At 34.4% G+C, this 13,641-nt stretch carries 11 protein-coding genes; 3 read left to right on the top strand and 8 right to left on the bottom strand.

Annotation, left to right across the window (positions count from 1 at the left end; all coding sequences use genetic code 11):
* Positions 1-133: 133 nt before the first annotated feature.
* From AAFP94_RS10965 to polA, 7 genes are all read right to left on the bottom strand, one after another.
* Entirely contained in the window at positions 134-1,207 is a 1,074-nt protein-coding gene (locus AAFP94_RS10965; RefSeq protein WP_316662775.1) for a DUF3179 domain-containing protein, read from the bottom strand.
* Between the two features lie 6 nt (positions 1,208-1,213).
* A complete protein-coding gene (locus tag AAFP94_RS10960; protein ID WP_316662774.1) occupies positions 1,214-2,185 on the bottom strand; it encodes a hypothetical protein in 972 nt (323 codons plus the stop codon).
* Positions 2,186-2,367: 182 nt separating this feature from the next.
* The gene (locus AAFP94_RS10955; protein ID WP_316662773.1) at positions 2,368-3,147 is read right to left on the bottom strand and encodes a hypothetical protein; all 780 of its coding nucleotides are present in this window, start codon (positions 3,145-3,147) and stop codon (positions 2,368-2,370) included.
* A gap of 38 nt (positions 3,148-3,185) precedes the next feature.
* On the bottom strand, positions 3,186-3,518 hold the full coding sequence (locus AAFP94_RS10950; protein WP_316662772.1) for an antibiotic biosynthesis monooxygenase: 333 nt from the start codon (positions 3,516-3,518) through the stop codon (positions 3,186-3,188).
* A gap of 65 nt (positions 3,519-3,583) precedes the next feature.
* Positions 3,584-4,057 (bottom strand): ester cyclase, encoded by a 474-nt coding sequence (locus tag AAFP94_RS10945; protein WP_316662771.1) that lies wholly within the window; start codon positions 4,055-4,057, stop codon positions 3,584-3,586.
* Between the two features lie 50 nt (positions 4,058-4,107).
* The gene (locus tag AAFP94_RS10940) at positions 4,108-4,404 is read right to left on the bottom strand and encodes a hypothetical protein (protein WP_316662770.1); all 297 of its coding nucleotides are present in this window, start codon (positions 4,402-4,404) and stop codon (positions 4,108-4,110) included.
* Between the two features lie 249 nt (positions 4,405-4,653).
* Positions 4,654-7,506, bottom strand: coding sequence for a DNA polymerase I (gene polA / locus AAFP94_RS10935; RefSeq protein ID WP_316662769.1), 2,853 nt, complete (start codon positions 7,504-7,506; stop codon positions 4,654-4,656).
* Positions 7,507-7,596: 90 nt separating this feature from the next.
* Here polA and AAFP94_RS10930 point away from each other — a divergent pair, with 90 nt between their 5' ends.
* Positions 7,597-8,526: an isoaspartyl peptidase/L-asparaginase family protein gene (locus AAFP94_RS10930; RefSeq protein WP_316662768.1), complete on the top strand. Its 930-nt coding sequence runs from the start codon at positions 7,597-7,599 to the stop codon at positions 8,524-8,526.
* 140 nt (positions 8,527-8,666) lie between these two features.
* On the opposite strand, the gene AAFP94_RS10925 is transcribed toward AAFP94_RS10930, so the two are convergent.
* Positions 8,667-9,524 (bottom strand): cyanophycinase, encoded by an 858-nt coding sequence (locus AAFP94_RS10925; RefSeq protein WP_316662767.1) that lies wholly within the window; start codon positions 9,522-9,524, stop codon positions 8,667-8,669.
* Positions 9,525-9,634: 110 nt separating this feature from the next.
* On the opposite strand from AAFP94_RS10925, the gene cphA reads away from it, so the two are divergent.
* Both cphA and AAFP94_RS10915 read left to right on the top strand, forming a co-directional pair.
* Positions 9,635-12,274, top strand: a complete 2,640-nt coding sequence (cphA, locus tag AAFP94_RS10920; protein ID WP_316662765.1) for a cyanophycin synthetase — start codon at positions 9,635-9,637, stop codon at positions 12,272-12,274.
* A gap of 62 nt (positions 12,275-12,336) precedes the next feature.
* Complete coding sequence (locus AAFP94_RS10915) at positions 12,337-13,569, top strand: metallophosphoesterase (protein WP_316662763.1); 1,233 nt, start codon at positions 12,337-12,339, stop codon at positions 13,567-13,569.
* Positions 13,570-13,641 lie beyond the last annotated feature (72 nt).

Here is a 13,641-nt window from a genome sequence, read left to right as displayed (position 1 = left end):
TAAAAAGAGTTTGCAAATTTACGATTATATATTTGATTACCAAATAGTGTAGAGTGAATTTTATGCAATATTTTAGCTGCCCTTTGATAAGGTAATTTGGTAAGGATTAATTTGCTTAAATTACTTATATGATTTATTCTGAATAAATATAAGGACCGGGATAAAATGCAGCAATCGCAAACCAAAAACTCACTAATGATTTTGGTGTAATAAGATTTTGACCTTCTCTTGAACCAGAAGTAGCTTTTCCGAAAATTGACCAGTTATTCCCTTCATTATCTTTAAAAAAGGTTTCGGTGTAATCAAAACAATATTCATAACACAAATGACTAATGTCGTCGGTCAACTCAAAGGCATTTATAATATTTTCATTGCCTACAACCAAATAGTTTTTTCCATTAAAAGAATCAACAATTGCATTTCCACCTTCAAAATCTGAAAACTGATATACTTTTGCCATATTATTATTTATTATTGCAAAAACCCGTTGTTTATGTGGTAATGTTGAATTTAGTGGAGTAACATTGAAAAGGAAAAAATTATGATTCTCCAAATAGTTACCATAAGGATATCGGTCATAATGTTCAAGATCAAAAGAACCAGATTCTCTACTTAAGACACTTGAAAAGGGATACATGCTTTTCCAGGTTAGCCAATTAGTTTCAATAACACTTACGATCTCTGGAGAATCTCCAATTAAATTGCCATTTACACATTGTAAAAGCATTTGAGACCAATTACTATCAGTTTTTCTATCATATAGTATTAGGTTGGTGTTGTATAGAAGACCTGAAACACCAAAGGTAGATGATGATCCATTCACAATATTTTTCCAACCAAAAGCAGATCCAGTAAGAGGACAATAATTAATAGTAACTGTTTCATCGTTTACAATTTCATGCCAGTCTAAAATAGCATGAGGATAAGCCTTGGCTTCACCATTATGAATCACACCTACAACCAAATCATCATTTTGTAAATGTGTTTGAAATTCGGCAGCTTCAAACTTCGGTGAGTCAATAGAGGCAATACCATCCTTTCCAGGTCCACCATCTTTAACTTCATTTATTGGTATAAGCCATTCTTGATTTGCACTATTATTATTACCATTATTATTTGGCAAATCATTAGGAGTTTCGTTGTTGCCAGAGGAGCTACAAGAAATAATAAAAATTATTCCAAAAATTACTAGTACAGTTTTTTTCATAGCAATTTATTTTATATCAAGAATATTTTTCTTTGGAAGAATTCTGAATAATAATCCAGTAGTTAGTCTATAAGTTGGGGTTAATTGTATTCCATCGACATTGCTGTAAAGTGGAATTTCAACTTGTGTAGAAAAGATAATATTTGGTTTAAAATAAATTGAAAAATCTGGAATTACAGAAATCCAATTCCCTCCAGTATTATCAAAGTCAAAGCCAGAAATCTTGTCTTTCTCTGCATGCCTGTATTTGAAAGAAACAGCAGGATTTGTTAATGCATTAAAAATCAAGAATTGATCTGTAAAACCCAAATACGCCTGAAATTCATTACCAAATTTATAAGAAGAATTTTCTAGATATTCTTTGTTTGTGCCAGTATTTCTATACGTTAGTTGAGACCAAACACTAAACGATGGTCTGAAATTGAAATTTTTAGACATTAATGTCCAAAAGACCAGGTCCCAAACATTGCTTCCCGGTTGTAGATCGGCATTTAAAATAATGCCTTGACTATTAGTTTCTGTTGTGGAGCCCAAGGGAATTTTAGTGCCAATACCTATATTTAAATTACTGTTTTGCCCAAACGTATTTGAAAAATGATACTTTAAAAGTAAAACGGCATCGCCAATACCTGAAGATTGTTCTAAATTTGTATTGTCAAATTGTGATATTTTGCGCCTTTGGCTTACCCAAGTAAATAAACCTTCTATTGAAATTCTTTTGGTGATATCGTAGTTGGCGTTAAGGAGAATAGAATGCGTTATACGTAATCTTGAATTGTCATCTAGCTTTTCAGTTCCAAAATTTAGGGTGTTTAAATTATTGTAGTCATAATGTATACCTAATTGAAGCGTTCCTTTTTCAATAGGTGCCAATCCAATATTATTAGAAAGAGGAATGCCTCCGGAACAACAGGTTTGCGCATTAGAGAGAGAAATAAGACTGAAAAAGCAAAAACAAAATAAAACCCTCTTAAACATAGCAAATGGATAGATGTTGTATTATGGTCGGTTTTGGATTATAGTCCTTACGAAGTTTAACTTTGTATCTTAAAAGAGAAAAGACCTAATGGACTTTAAAAAAGTGACGAACATGGCTTTTTTAATTTGTTACCATAACATTTAGTGAATGGTGTGAATCTCTTTGGATATGCGCTATGAACCTATTTGTTGAAAACATATTTTATTCCTTCAGCATAAGAGACTGGATATGTGTTTTCGTAATCACTATTCGTATATTCCTTGAATTCAAATTGCAACCATTTATATTTAGCGTCCTTAATCAGATCTATCAGTTGGATACATTTTGCACGATCATTACTTGTTGAAAAAGAGTAATGAAGTTTTTTATTCGATTTCTTTTTTGGGAAATCATCCGTACCAATTAATTTAATAATAGTTGAGGCATATTTAGGTGATGGGTCTGTAACAATATAATTATCAAATATTGGATTTTCTGAGTTCTCCATAAACATAGTCATAAGTACAACGCCTGATTCACTTCCCTTACCAATAAATGTCCGGGAAGAATTATTTGTGTAAACGCTGTCTACATAGCTTGACAAATCTTTAAAAATAGAGTAATGTTCTTCAAATTTATGAGGTTCTGCATCAATATCGGGTATGCCATCTAAAGAAACAACCAAAGCGTTAAAATCATTAAGTTGATTTACTCCATCTATCACTTTTTCAAACTCATCAGTAGCTAACTTAAAATGCTGCTCTGTAAAATCTATTAAATAGATAGCGGGCAAATGCTTGTTAACGTTGTAAGAAGACGGTAAATATATTTTACCTTTCATTTCTGTCCCATTTGATGTGAAGGTAAATACCTCAATTTTTGATGAACTGGTATCCGATGCTTGTTTTTGCTGAACAATTCCCGTAAAATGCATGGTTGGGATTCCAAGTGAAACTAGTGTAAATAAGATAATAGACTTCATTTTTATATTAATTTATAGGTTTAAGTCGATCTAGCTTTCTAAAGAATTAATTCTTTTTTCAATTTGTAATGCTGGGCAGTAGGGTCATACCGCAATAATACTCTTTTAGCGTTTTCAGGAATGTATGCAGTTTTATAATCTTCTCCTGCAAAAGTTTTTACAGAATCCAGACAATCAAATTGAAGGACAAGAAAAAATTCTACTTCATTCTTTTTCTCTTTTGTTGAAATACTAACTTTTTCTAATCCAATAACTCCTTTTCCCTTTACGGCTGGAAAAACCTCATTAATTAACATATTTTCATAAACAGGAGCGTTTTCAATAGTAGTCCAGCCTTTCCAGGTTCTAATGATTTTTTCTTTTTTATCCATCAGTTACTTTTCTTTTATGTGGCATAAAGCCACAATGAATTATAGCCATTGTTCGAGCCAGTTTTTTAATTTCCTTTGAGCTGCCTTTCGTATTGTACTGCATCATAAGTTCCAATTGATTTTTGTACTAGTCCTTGGTCATTCATTGTCCACTCCTCAAATCCGCTGAAATCCACTTTATTTCCAGTTCCGTTCAGTCCAGTATTCGTTCCTTTAAAAGTCCAATAATATCTGTAGGTATCATTTTCCTTTGATAGACTGTCCATTGTCAATTCCATATCAGGAAATGCCTCCATATACGATCGAGCAGTTTCGGCTAATTGTTTTCTTCCTACTGCTGGCGTTCCATTATTTACAGTTAGCATTCCATTTTCTGCATAAAATGAAGCCATTTTTTCTGGTTGTTTGCTATTCCATGCGTCAGTATATTTTTGTCCGTGTTCGACCATTTTATCATATTCCGACTTGTCAGATTTACATCCTGTCACTATGGTCAAGATTATTAGTGAAATTATAATAATTGAGAATTTTGGTTTCATAATATTTGGCTCAAATTGTTTACAACATTGTTGTGTGCGGTTTTATTTTTTTAGCTACCAGCAAATGGTGTTCCGAAAATCCCAACAGCAAGTTCAGCCCAAATAAGAAATAGGACCAAGAACAATGCTATGCTAAATAAAATTCTATATCGTAAGGTCTTTATTTTCCTTAAAATAAATTCAAGTGTTATTCCTGTCCCAATCAGTAAAATGCCTGCAACGAGAAAATCAAAATATTTCCAATTGACATTGTTAGTAAAGTTCATCGCAATAAGCGGGATTAATAATATGGCTATCGCGGTGGCCAAAATAGTAACAAGTCTTTTGTTTTGATTAGTGATTTCCATAGTGTCTGTATTTGTTAAATGATAGATGTTTATAACTATATATGATTGAAATAAAAAAATGGCCTCCTTTTTAAAGAGTCGATTTGCTTTGCTGTGATCATATTTTAAAAAATAAGTATTAAACCTGTTCATTAAATCTCCTTCTATTTCTTCTCGAATATCAGGATGCTTAAACCTTTAAAGAATGTCGATAATATTCGTGACGGTTTATCTCTCGCTGATTCATTTAATATATTTTGAATGGAAGTCTTAATGCGCTTCCAACCAATTATCACCAATATCAAGATCTACATCTAATGGAACTGAAAGCTGATAAGCAGATTCCATTTCGGTCTTCACCAAAGTTTTGATGGTATCTAGCTCTGGCCTATATACATCAAAAACCAATTCGTCATGTACTTGTAACAACATTTTGGTTTTATAATTACCTTCCTGTAATTTCTCATAAATCTTGATCATGGCAATTTTAATAATATCTGCAGCACTACCTTGTATAGGTGCATTTACTGCATTGCGCTCTGCCGCACTACGTACAACAGCGTTTCTGGAATTGATATCTTTTAAATACCTACGTCTGCCTAAAACAGTCTGAACATATCCATGGTCGCGCGCAAAATCAACTTGTTTCCCAATATAATTTTTCAGTTTTGGATAGGTTTGATAATAAGTTTCAATCAATTCTTTGGCCTCACTTCTAGATAAGTCGGTTTGGTTACTTAAACCGAAAGCAGATACACCATATATAATTCCAAAGTTTACCGTTTTGGCATTACTACGTTGCTCTCTAGTGACTTCAGAAATGGGAACGTTAAACACTTTTGAAGCGGTTGATGCATGAATATCTTCACCTTGTTTAAAAGCTTCTATCATGGTATTTTCTTCACTCAATGCAGCTATAATACGTAATTCTATTTGGCTATAATCTGCTGCCAATAATGTATAATCTTCATTACGCGGAATAAAGGCTTTCCTTACTTGTCTGCCACGTTCTGTGCGAATAGGAATATTTTGTAAATTCGGATTGTTACTACTTAAACGTCCTGTTGCAGCAACGGTTTGCATATAATCGGTATGTACTCGGCCAGTTGAAGGTTCCACTTGCAAAGGCAAGGCATCAACATAAGTACTTTTAAGTTTAGATAAACCTCTAAAATCTAATATGTGTTGAATTATTTGATGATCTTTAGCAAGATAAGTCAATACATCTTCTGCTGTAGAATATTGACCTGTTTTGGTTTTTTTAGGTTTATCTACCAATTTCATTTTATCAAACAGGATTTCCCCTAGCTGTTTTGGTGAAGCAATATTAAATTCTTCTCCAGCTTCAGCATATATTTTGCTTTCCAAATCTTTAATATCCATATCTAGTTGATAAGATAATGATTTTAGAAATTCTGAATCCAAATTGATGCCTTCTAATTCCATAGCAGCCAATACGCGAAGCAATGGAATCTCAATCTCATCAAAGAGTTTTTGAGTGTTAGCTTCACCCAATTCATTTTGGAAATGTTCTTTAAGTTGAAGTGTAATATCAGCGTCTTCAACGGCATATTCGGTTTGCTTGTCCAAAGGAACGTCTCGCATGGACAACTGATTTTTCCCTTTTTTGCCAATTAGCGTTTCTATAGAAATAGGTGTGTAGTTCAGATATGTTTCAGCCAAAACATCCATATTATGGCGCATATCTGGATTGATGAGGTAATGTGCCAGCATGGTATCAAAAAGTTTCCCTTTTAGCTCGATATTGTATTTTGCTAAAACTTTAACATCATATTTTAAGTTCTGACCAATTTTTTGAATGTCTTCATTTTCAAAAAATGGACGTAATTGCTCGATAAGTTCTTGAGCTTCAGATTTGTCTTCTGGAAATGGCAAGTAAAATCCTTTACCGACTTCCCATGAAAAGGCAATACCAACCAATTCTGCAGTTAGCGGATTTAACCCTGTAGTTTCGGTATCAAAACAAACAGATTTCTGGTTCATCAAATTCTTTACAAACAATTTTGTTGAAAATCCAGTAGCTACGGCTTGATAAAAATGTGAAGTGGTTTCAGCAGTTTTTCTGGTATATTCTGAAATAATTTCCGTTTCTTCTGAAGAATTCGTTCCAAACAATGAAAACTGTCCAGCTCCTGCAGCAACTTTTTCTTTAGAAGTGACTTTTACTTCCTCTTTTGTTGAGGTTGATGTTATTTCAGGTGAAGAAGCAGATGCTTCCACAGAAAAGGTTTTTAAGAAATTTTCTGTCAATCGTCTAAATTCCAACTCCTGAAAAATTTCAGTAACTTTTTGAATATCAGGATGATCAAGCTCAAAATCTTTGGCATCAAATGTCACTGGTACATCAAGCATAATACGAGCCAATTCTTTGGAGAGCATACCTAGTTCTTTAGAAGCTTCAACCTTTTCCTTCATTTTACCTTTCAGTTCATGCGTATTTGCCAATAACCCTTCCATACTTCCATAGGCTTGAATGAATTTTTTGGCAGTTTTTTCACCAACACCAGGCAATCCTGGAATATTATCGGAAGAATCTCCCATCATGCCTAAAAAGTCAATGACTTGCTCGGGTCTTTCAACCTCAAACTTTTTTTGAACTTCTGAAATACCCCAAGTTTCGTAACCACCACCAAACGATTTAGGTCTATACATAAAAATATTTTCTGAAACCAATTGTGCAAAATCTTTATCAGGAGTTACCATAAAAGTTTGGTAGCCTTCTTTTTCGGCTTGTTTAGAAAGGGTTCCAATGACATCATCAGCTTCATAGCCTTCTTTAACCATGATAGGAATATGCATGGCTTTTAAGATCTCTTGTATATAAGGTACAGCTATTTTAATAGCTTCGGGTGTTTCATCTCTATTTGCCTTATAGGCTTCAAACATCTCTACACGGTCAACACTACCACCTTTGTCAAAACAAACAGCGAGATGGTCTGGACGCTCTCGTTTAATCACATCTAAAAGTGAGTTCATAAAACCCATAATTGCAGAAGTATCAACTCCTTTGCTATTAATTCTTGGATTTTTTATAAAGGCATAATACCCTCGAAATATTAAGGCATAGGCATCAACTAGAAAAAGGCGTTTTTGTTCTGACATATTTGTTTTTTGTTGAAGACTATAAAACTACAAAACTTAATTGTGGATTGAAATGCAATTTGTAATTTTCCGAAGTTAATTTTAGTATCAATGAAAACATTTTCAATTGCGATTCATGGAGGCGCCGGAACCTTGGTAAAAGGCATGATGACACCAGAATTAGAATTCAGATATAAATCAGCATTAAAAGTTGCATTAAGCATAGGTTATGCCATATTGGAGCAAGGTGGAACAGCCGTTCAGGCAGTTGAAGAAGCGGTGATCTCACTCGAAGATTCCCCATTATTTAATGCAGGGAAAGGCTCTGTATTTACTGCAAATGGTACCCATGAAATGGATGCAGCTATCATGGATGGCAAGAATCTTATGGCTGGTGCTGTGAGTTTAATCACAGGAATTAAGAATCCAGTTAGTTTAGCCCGTGATGTCATGGAAAAAAGTGAACACGTGTTTTTAGCTGGTGAAGGCGCTTTGGAATTTGCCAAGCAATTAGATTATAAACTTGAAGAAGAAAACTATTTTTATGATGCCTTCCGTTTCAAACAATGGCAGGAAATAAAGGACACCGATAATTTTCAATTGGATCATTCTGTGAAAAAAGATTCAAAATTCGGAACGGTAGGTGCAGTAGCCTGCGACCAAAATGGGAACATTGCTGCAGCAACATCTACTGGAGGCATGACTAATAAAAAATGGGGTCGTGTTGGCGACAGCCCAATGATTGGTTCTGGTAATTATGCTAACAACAAAACCTGTGCTGTGAGTTGTACAGGTAGTGGCGAATTTTTTATTCGTGGTGTTGTGGCGTATGACGTGTCTTGTTTAATGGAGCACAAAGGCTTATCTCTTGAAGAAGCAACAAACGAGGTAATAAACAAGCGTATTCTAGAAATTAACGGCGATGGTGGTTTAATAGCAGTTGATGCTCAAGGTAATATTGCGATGCCGTTTAATACGGAAGGCATGTACCGAGCCTGCAAATCTTCGAACGGAGAAGAAGACATTGCTATCTATAAGTAGGCTTCATTACAATTACCTTGTCATTGCGAAGCAAATTTATTTGCTGTGCAATCTGTATAATGCATACTCCTATTTAAGAGATTACCACGTCTCCCCAATAGTAAATGGGACTTCTCACAATGATGCCAATCTTTAAAAAACTATACAAAAGGAGATTCAATTGGAAGTACTTTTATTTGTCTTGTATCAATATAATAATGATCTCCATTAGCCAAGACATGAATTTTTAAATTGGTCATGGTCATCGGTGTTCCTACCTTAAGAATTTTCTCATTGTTATGAGAAAGGTTGCTACCATCAAAAACAATGGCCATACCCGATCCAATAACAGTGCAATCGTTACCATTTTTTATAATGAGCCCAGTATCTTCAGCTAAACCTATACCAACCAAATCAGGAAATTTTGCAACTGCTTCAGAGATACGACCAAAACGACCACGTTGAATAAAATGCGTATCAACAATAACTTCTGGAATTAAATTTAAACCCTTACGCATAATCACAGCGCCTTTTTTAAAAGCTTTTGTACTACTGCCTCCAGCAATCATTTCGTTAGTCATGGCCATAGCACCAGCACTAGTCCCAGCAATGACAAATCCAGAATCATTTTTATAACGGTCACATAAAATGTTATGTACCGAGGTGTTACCAATATATTTAGAGATTTTTGCTTGATTACCTCCAGAAAACATCACACAATTCGCCTTTTGAATTAGTGATATGGCTTGAGGAGTCTCGGCATCTTTTTTAGTTCTGATATCTAAAATTTCAACATTATTACATCCTAAAGTAGAAAAAGCAGTTGTGTAATTTTTGCCGATTTCAAGAGGAATGCTCGACGCTGTTGGTATAACCACAATGTTTGCATGGATGCCTCCAGCTTCTTCAACCACATGAGATAAAATGCCTTCTTCGATATAATCCAATCTATGAATTTCATCATCTTCAAATCCTTTATCTTCATTTCCACCAATAGGGATTAATGTGCCTTTTATCATATGTATATGGTCTAATCTATTTAAATTATGTGTCAAAAATAAACTAAATATTTTATAGATAAATGCATATATTTATAATCTTTCTCAATAAATAATTAAATCAAAGCAATATGAAAATAAGAGAGATTAATGCCATGAGAGGACCAAATTATTGGTCGGTAAGACGTCATAAATTGATAGTCATGGTTTTAGATCTTGAAGAAATGGAAGATTTACCATCAAACAAGATTGACGGATTTTATGATAGACTGAAAAATATGTTTCCAACAATGTATGAGCATCGCTGTTCTGTCGGTGAACCTGGTGGCTTTTTTCAACGTGTTGAAGAAGGTACTTGGATGGGTCATATTATAGAACATATTGCACTTGAAATCCAGACACTAGCAGGAATGGATGTTGGTTTTGGAAGAACACGTGGTTATGGAGAACATGGAGTTTATAATGTGGTATTCGCTTATATGGAAGAATCAGTTGGGCGATTTGCAGCTGAAGTTTCAGTAAAGATTTGTGAAGCTTTAATTGCTGGAGAAGATTATGATATGACTGATGATATTCAGAAAATGCGAGAACTTCGAGAAAGTTCTAGATTGGGACCTAGTACGGGTTCTATCGTAGAAGAAGCGGAAGCAAGAGGTATTCCTTGGATAAGATTGAATAAATATTCGTTATGCCAATTAGGTTATGGCGCAAATCAAAAACGCATTCAAGCAACAGTTACTAGTGAAACGAGTAGTATTGGTGTAGAATTGGCATGCGATAAGGAAGACACAAAATATTTATTAGAACAGGCTGAAGTAGAAGTTCCTCGTGGAGACATTATCCGTAGAGAAAGTAGTCTAAAAGATGCTTGTCGTTATGTTGGCTATCCGCTGGTAATAAAGCCTGTTGATGGTAATCATGGGCGTGGTATAACTGTTGATATTCAAAATTACGAAGATGCGCTTGACGCTTTCAGACAAGCAAAAGAAAGCTCTCGAAGCGGAGCTATTATAGTAGAAAAATTTGTTACAGGCGAAGACTATAGATTATTGGTAATAAATAACAAATTGGTAGCTGTTGCAAAACGAACTCCAGCACATGTAATTGGCGATGGAAAATCTACAGTCCAACAATTAATAGATGAAGTAAATAAGGATCCAAGACGAGGTTATGGACATGAAAACGTACTAACTCAAATAACGGTTAATGATTTAACAAAAACTATCATAAAAGATGCTGGATACACTCTGGATTCTATAATAGACGAAGGAGAAAGGTTAATCTTAAAAGACACTGCAAATTTAAGCACTGGCGGTACCGCTGAAGATGTAACAGATATTGTGCATCCAGCTAATGTATCTATGGCTGAACGTATTTCCAAGATTATCGATTTGGACATTTGTGGCATCGATGTGATGACAACGGATATCACCAAACCATTATCTGAAACTGGTGGTGCAGTTCTTGAAGTAAATGCTGGTCCTGGATTTAGAATGCATTTGGCACCAACTTCGGGATTACCTCGTAATGTCGCAGCACCTGTAATTGATAAGTTATTTCCAAAGCAAGGAGATACAGGGCGTATTCCTATCATTGCTATTACAGGAACTAATGGTAAAACAACAACCTCTAGACTTATAGCTCATATAGCAAAAATGAATGGGTATCGTGTTGGTTATACTACAAGTGATGGTGTCTATATTCAAAATAGATTATTAATGTCTGGTGATTGCACTGGTCCGGCAAGTGCTGAATTTGTACTAAAAGATCCAACCGTAAATTTTGCCGTTTTAGAATGTGCTAGAGGAGGATTGCTACGTGCTGGTTTAGGGTTTAAAAAATCTGATGTAGCGGTGGTAACCAACGTAGCGGCCGATCATTTAGGCTTAAAAGGAATTCATACAATAGAACAATTAGCAAAGGTTAAAGGCGTTGTGCCAGAAACCGTATTACCTAATGGCTATGCCATTCTAAATGCTGATGATGACTTGGTTTATGATATGCGACGTACAGTAAATTGTAATGTGTCATTATTTTCAATGGATGAAAACAATCCAAGAATAAAAGCACTTCAACGTTTGCACGGCATTACTGCAGTTTACGAAAATGGATATGTTACTATTTGTCGAGGCGAATGGAAAATGCGCATTATGAAAGCAGAAAATATTCCGTTAACCTATGGAGGTAAAGCAACGTTTATGATACAAAATGTTTTAGGAGCAGTTTTGGCGGCGCACGTGCAAGGCATAAGTATTGAGGACATCAAAGCGGCTTTAGAAACATTCATTCCTTCAGCGTCTCAAACTCCAGGACGATTAAACCTGTTTGAGTTTAAAGATTTTACTATTTTATTAGATTATGCTCATAATCCGGCAGGAATGAGAGCTTTACAAAAATTTACAGATGAATTAAAAGCAACAGTTAAGGTAGGCATCATTGCAGGAGTTGGAGATAGACGCGAGGAAGACACTAATAAAATAGGAAGTATCGCTGCCGAAATGTTTGATGAAATAATTATTAGACAAGATAAACGCTTACGCGGAAAAACAGAACAAGAACTTATTAAAATGTTGAACGATGGAATACAAATGAAAGACTCTAATAAGAAAACGACTATTATTCCATCTGAAAAAGAAGCTATTACTTTTGCAGTTAAAAATGCGGTTAAAGGCTCTCTAATTGTTTTGTGTAGTGATGTGATTCCTGAAGCTTTAGAGCTGGTTCAAAAATTCAAGGAAATGGAAACTAAAGGCGAATTAAATTTTGTTTAACAATTTTATAAGACATCTTTGAAAACTTAATAATTAACTTTACAGCTTAATAAAAATTGTTTATGATTCGTTGGGCTATTTTTATAGGAGTCTTTGTTTTGATAGACTTTTATGCTTATCAAGCTGTAAGAACAACCTTTAGAAGTAAAGGCGTAAATATTACATACATTATTATTTCGCTGGCAGTTTTAGCAAACTTTATTTATCAAATACAAACATCCGATAGAAGTCTTGGTATTAGTACGAAAATAAATTTAGCCATAGGGTTATTTCTCACACTTTATATTCCAAAAATACTCATTATGGTCATTATGTTTGGTGAAGATATTATCAGACTACCACAAGCGTGCTACAAATTTTTCACAGAAGGCAATGCAGCTGAAGGAAGTTATTTGCCATCTCGAAGAATGTTCATAAGTCAAATTGCATTGGGTCTTGCCGCGATTCCTTTTGCGTCTTTTTTGTATGGAATGGTAAAAGGGAAGTATAATTTCAAAGTATTGAATTATACTCTACATTTCGATGATTTGCCTGAAGCTTTTGATGGTTACAAGATTACACATATAAGCGATATACATAGTGGTAGCTTTGATAATAAGGAAAAGGTTGAATATGCGGTTGACCTTGTGAATGAACAAGAATCAAACATTATTTTGTTTACAGGTGATTTGGTAAATAATACGGCAAAAGAAATGATTCCTTGGCAAGACACTTTTAAAAGGTTGAAAGCGGAGGACGGTATTTTTTCGATTTTTGGAAATCATGATTATGGAGATTATGTACAGTGGAATTCTGAAGAAGACAAAAAACAAAACCTTGAAGACTTAAAAACTATTCAAAAGGGTTTAGGGTTTAATCTGCTGCTAAACGAGAGCCGATTTATTAAAAAAAAGGATCAACGTATAGCCATTGTTGGTGTAGAAAATTGGGGTAGAGGATTCAAACAAAAAGGTGATTTAAAAAAGGCAGCAATCCATATTGAAAAAGACGACTTTAAAATACTATTGAGTCATGACCCAACACACTGGCAAGAGAGAGTTATAGATAATGAATATCATTATCATTTAACATTAAGTGGACATACTCACGGTATGCAATTTGGTATAGAAATACCTGGATTTATTAAGTGGAGTCCAGTAAAATGGCGATATAAGTATTGGGCTGGTATATACAAGGAAAAAGGGCAATATATCAATGTAAATCGTGGATTAGGATATTTAGCATTTCCAGGACGTGTAGGTATCTGGCCTGAAATTACTGTTATCGAGCTTAAAAAGGGATCGAATAGTGTATAATTACTAGGAAATGTTATATTTACGATACGAATTTTCGTATTTTTATATAAATAGAAGAATCAACCTACTTGA

The sequence above is a fragment of the Gilvirhabdus luticola genome (assembly GCF_040117515.1).
Classification (GTDB): domain Bacteria; phylum Bacteroidota; class Bacteroidia; order Flavobacteriales; family Flavobacteriaceae; genus Gilvirhabdus; species Gilvirhabdus luticola.
This window is presented reverse-complemented; position numbering and strand designations above follow the sequence as displayed.

Excerpts from the sequence above, each read along its gene's own strand:
- AAFP94_RS10965 (WP_316662775.1), bottom strand. The coding sequence starts at position 1,207 with ATGAAAAAAACTGTACTAGTAATTTTTGGAATAATTTTTATTATTTCT.
- AAFP94_RS10960 (WP_316662774.1), bottom strand. The coding sequence starts at position 2,185 with ATGTTTAAGAGGGTTTTATTTTGTTTTTGCTTTTTCAGTCTTATTTCT.
- AAFP94_RS10955 (WP_316662773.1), bottom strand. The coding sequence starts at position 3,147 with ATGAAGTCTATTATCTTATTTACACTAGTTTCACTTGGAATCCCAACC.
- AAFP94_RS10950 (WP_316662772.1), bottom strand. The coding sequence starts at position 3,518 with ATGGATAAAAAAGAAAAAATCATTAGAACCTGGAAAGGCTGGACTACT.
- AAFP94_RS10945 (WP_316662771.1), bottom strand. The coding sequence starts at position 4,057 with ATGAAACCAAAATTCTCAATTATTATAATTTCACTAATAATCTTGACC.
- AAFP94_RS10940 (WP_316662770.1), bottom strand. The coding sequence starts at position 4,404 with ATGGAAATCACTAATCAAAACAAAAGACTTGTTACTATTTTGGCCACC.
- polA (WP_316662769.1), bottom strand. The coding sequence starts at position 7,506 with ATGTCAGAACAAAAACGCCTTTTTCTAGTTGATGCCTATGCCTTAATA.
- AAFP94_RS10930 (WP_316662768.1), top strand. The coding sequence starts at position 7,597 with ATGAAAACATTTTCAATTGCGATTCATGGAGGCGCCGGAACCTTGGTA.
- AAFP94_RS10925 (WP_316662767.1), bottom strand. The coding sequence starts at position 9,524 with ATGATAAAAGGCACATTAATCCCTATTGGTGGAAATGAAGATAAAGGA.
- cphA (WP_316662765.1), top strand. The coding sequence starts at position 9,635 with ATGAAAATAAGAGAGATTAATGCCATGAGAGGACCAAATTATTGGTCG.
- AAFP94_RS10915 (WP_316662763.1), top strand. The coding sequence starts at position 12,337 with ATGATTCGTTGGGCTATTTTTATAGGAGTCTTTGTTTTGATAGACTTT.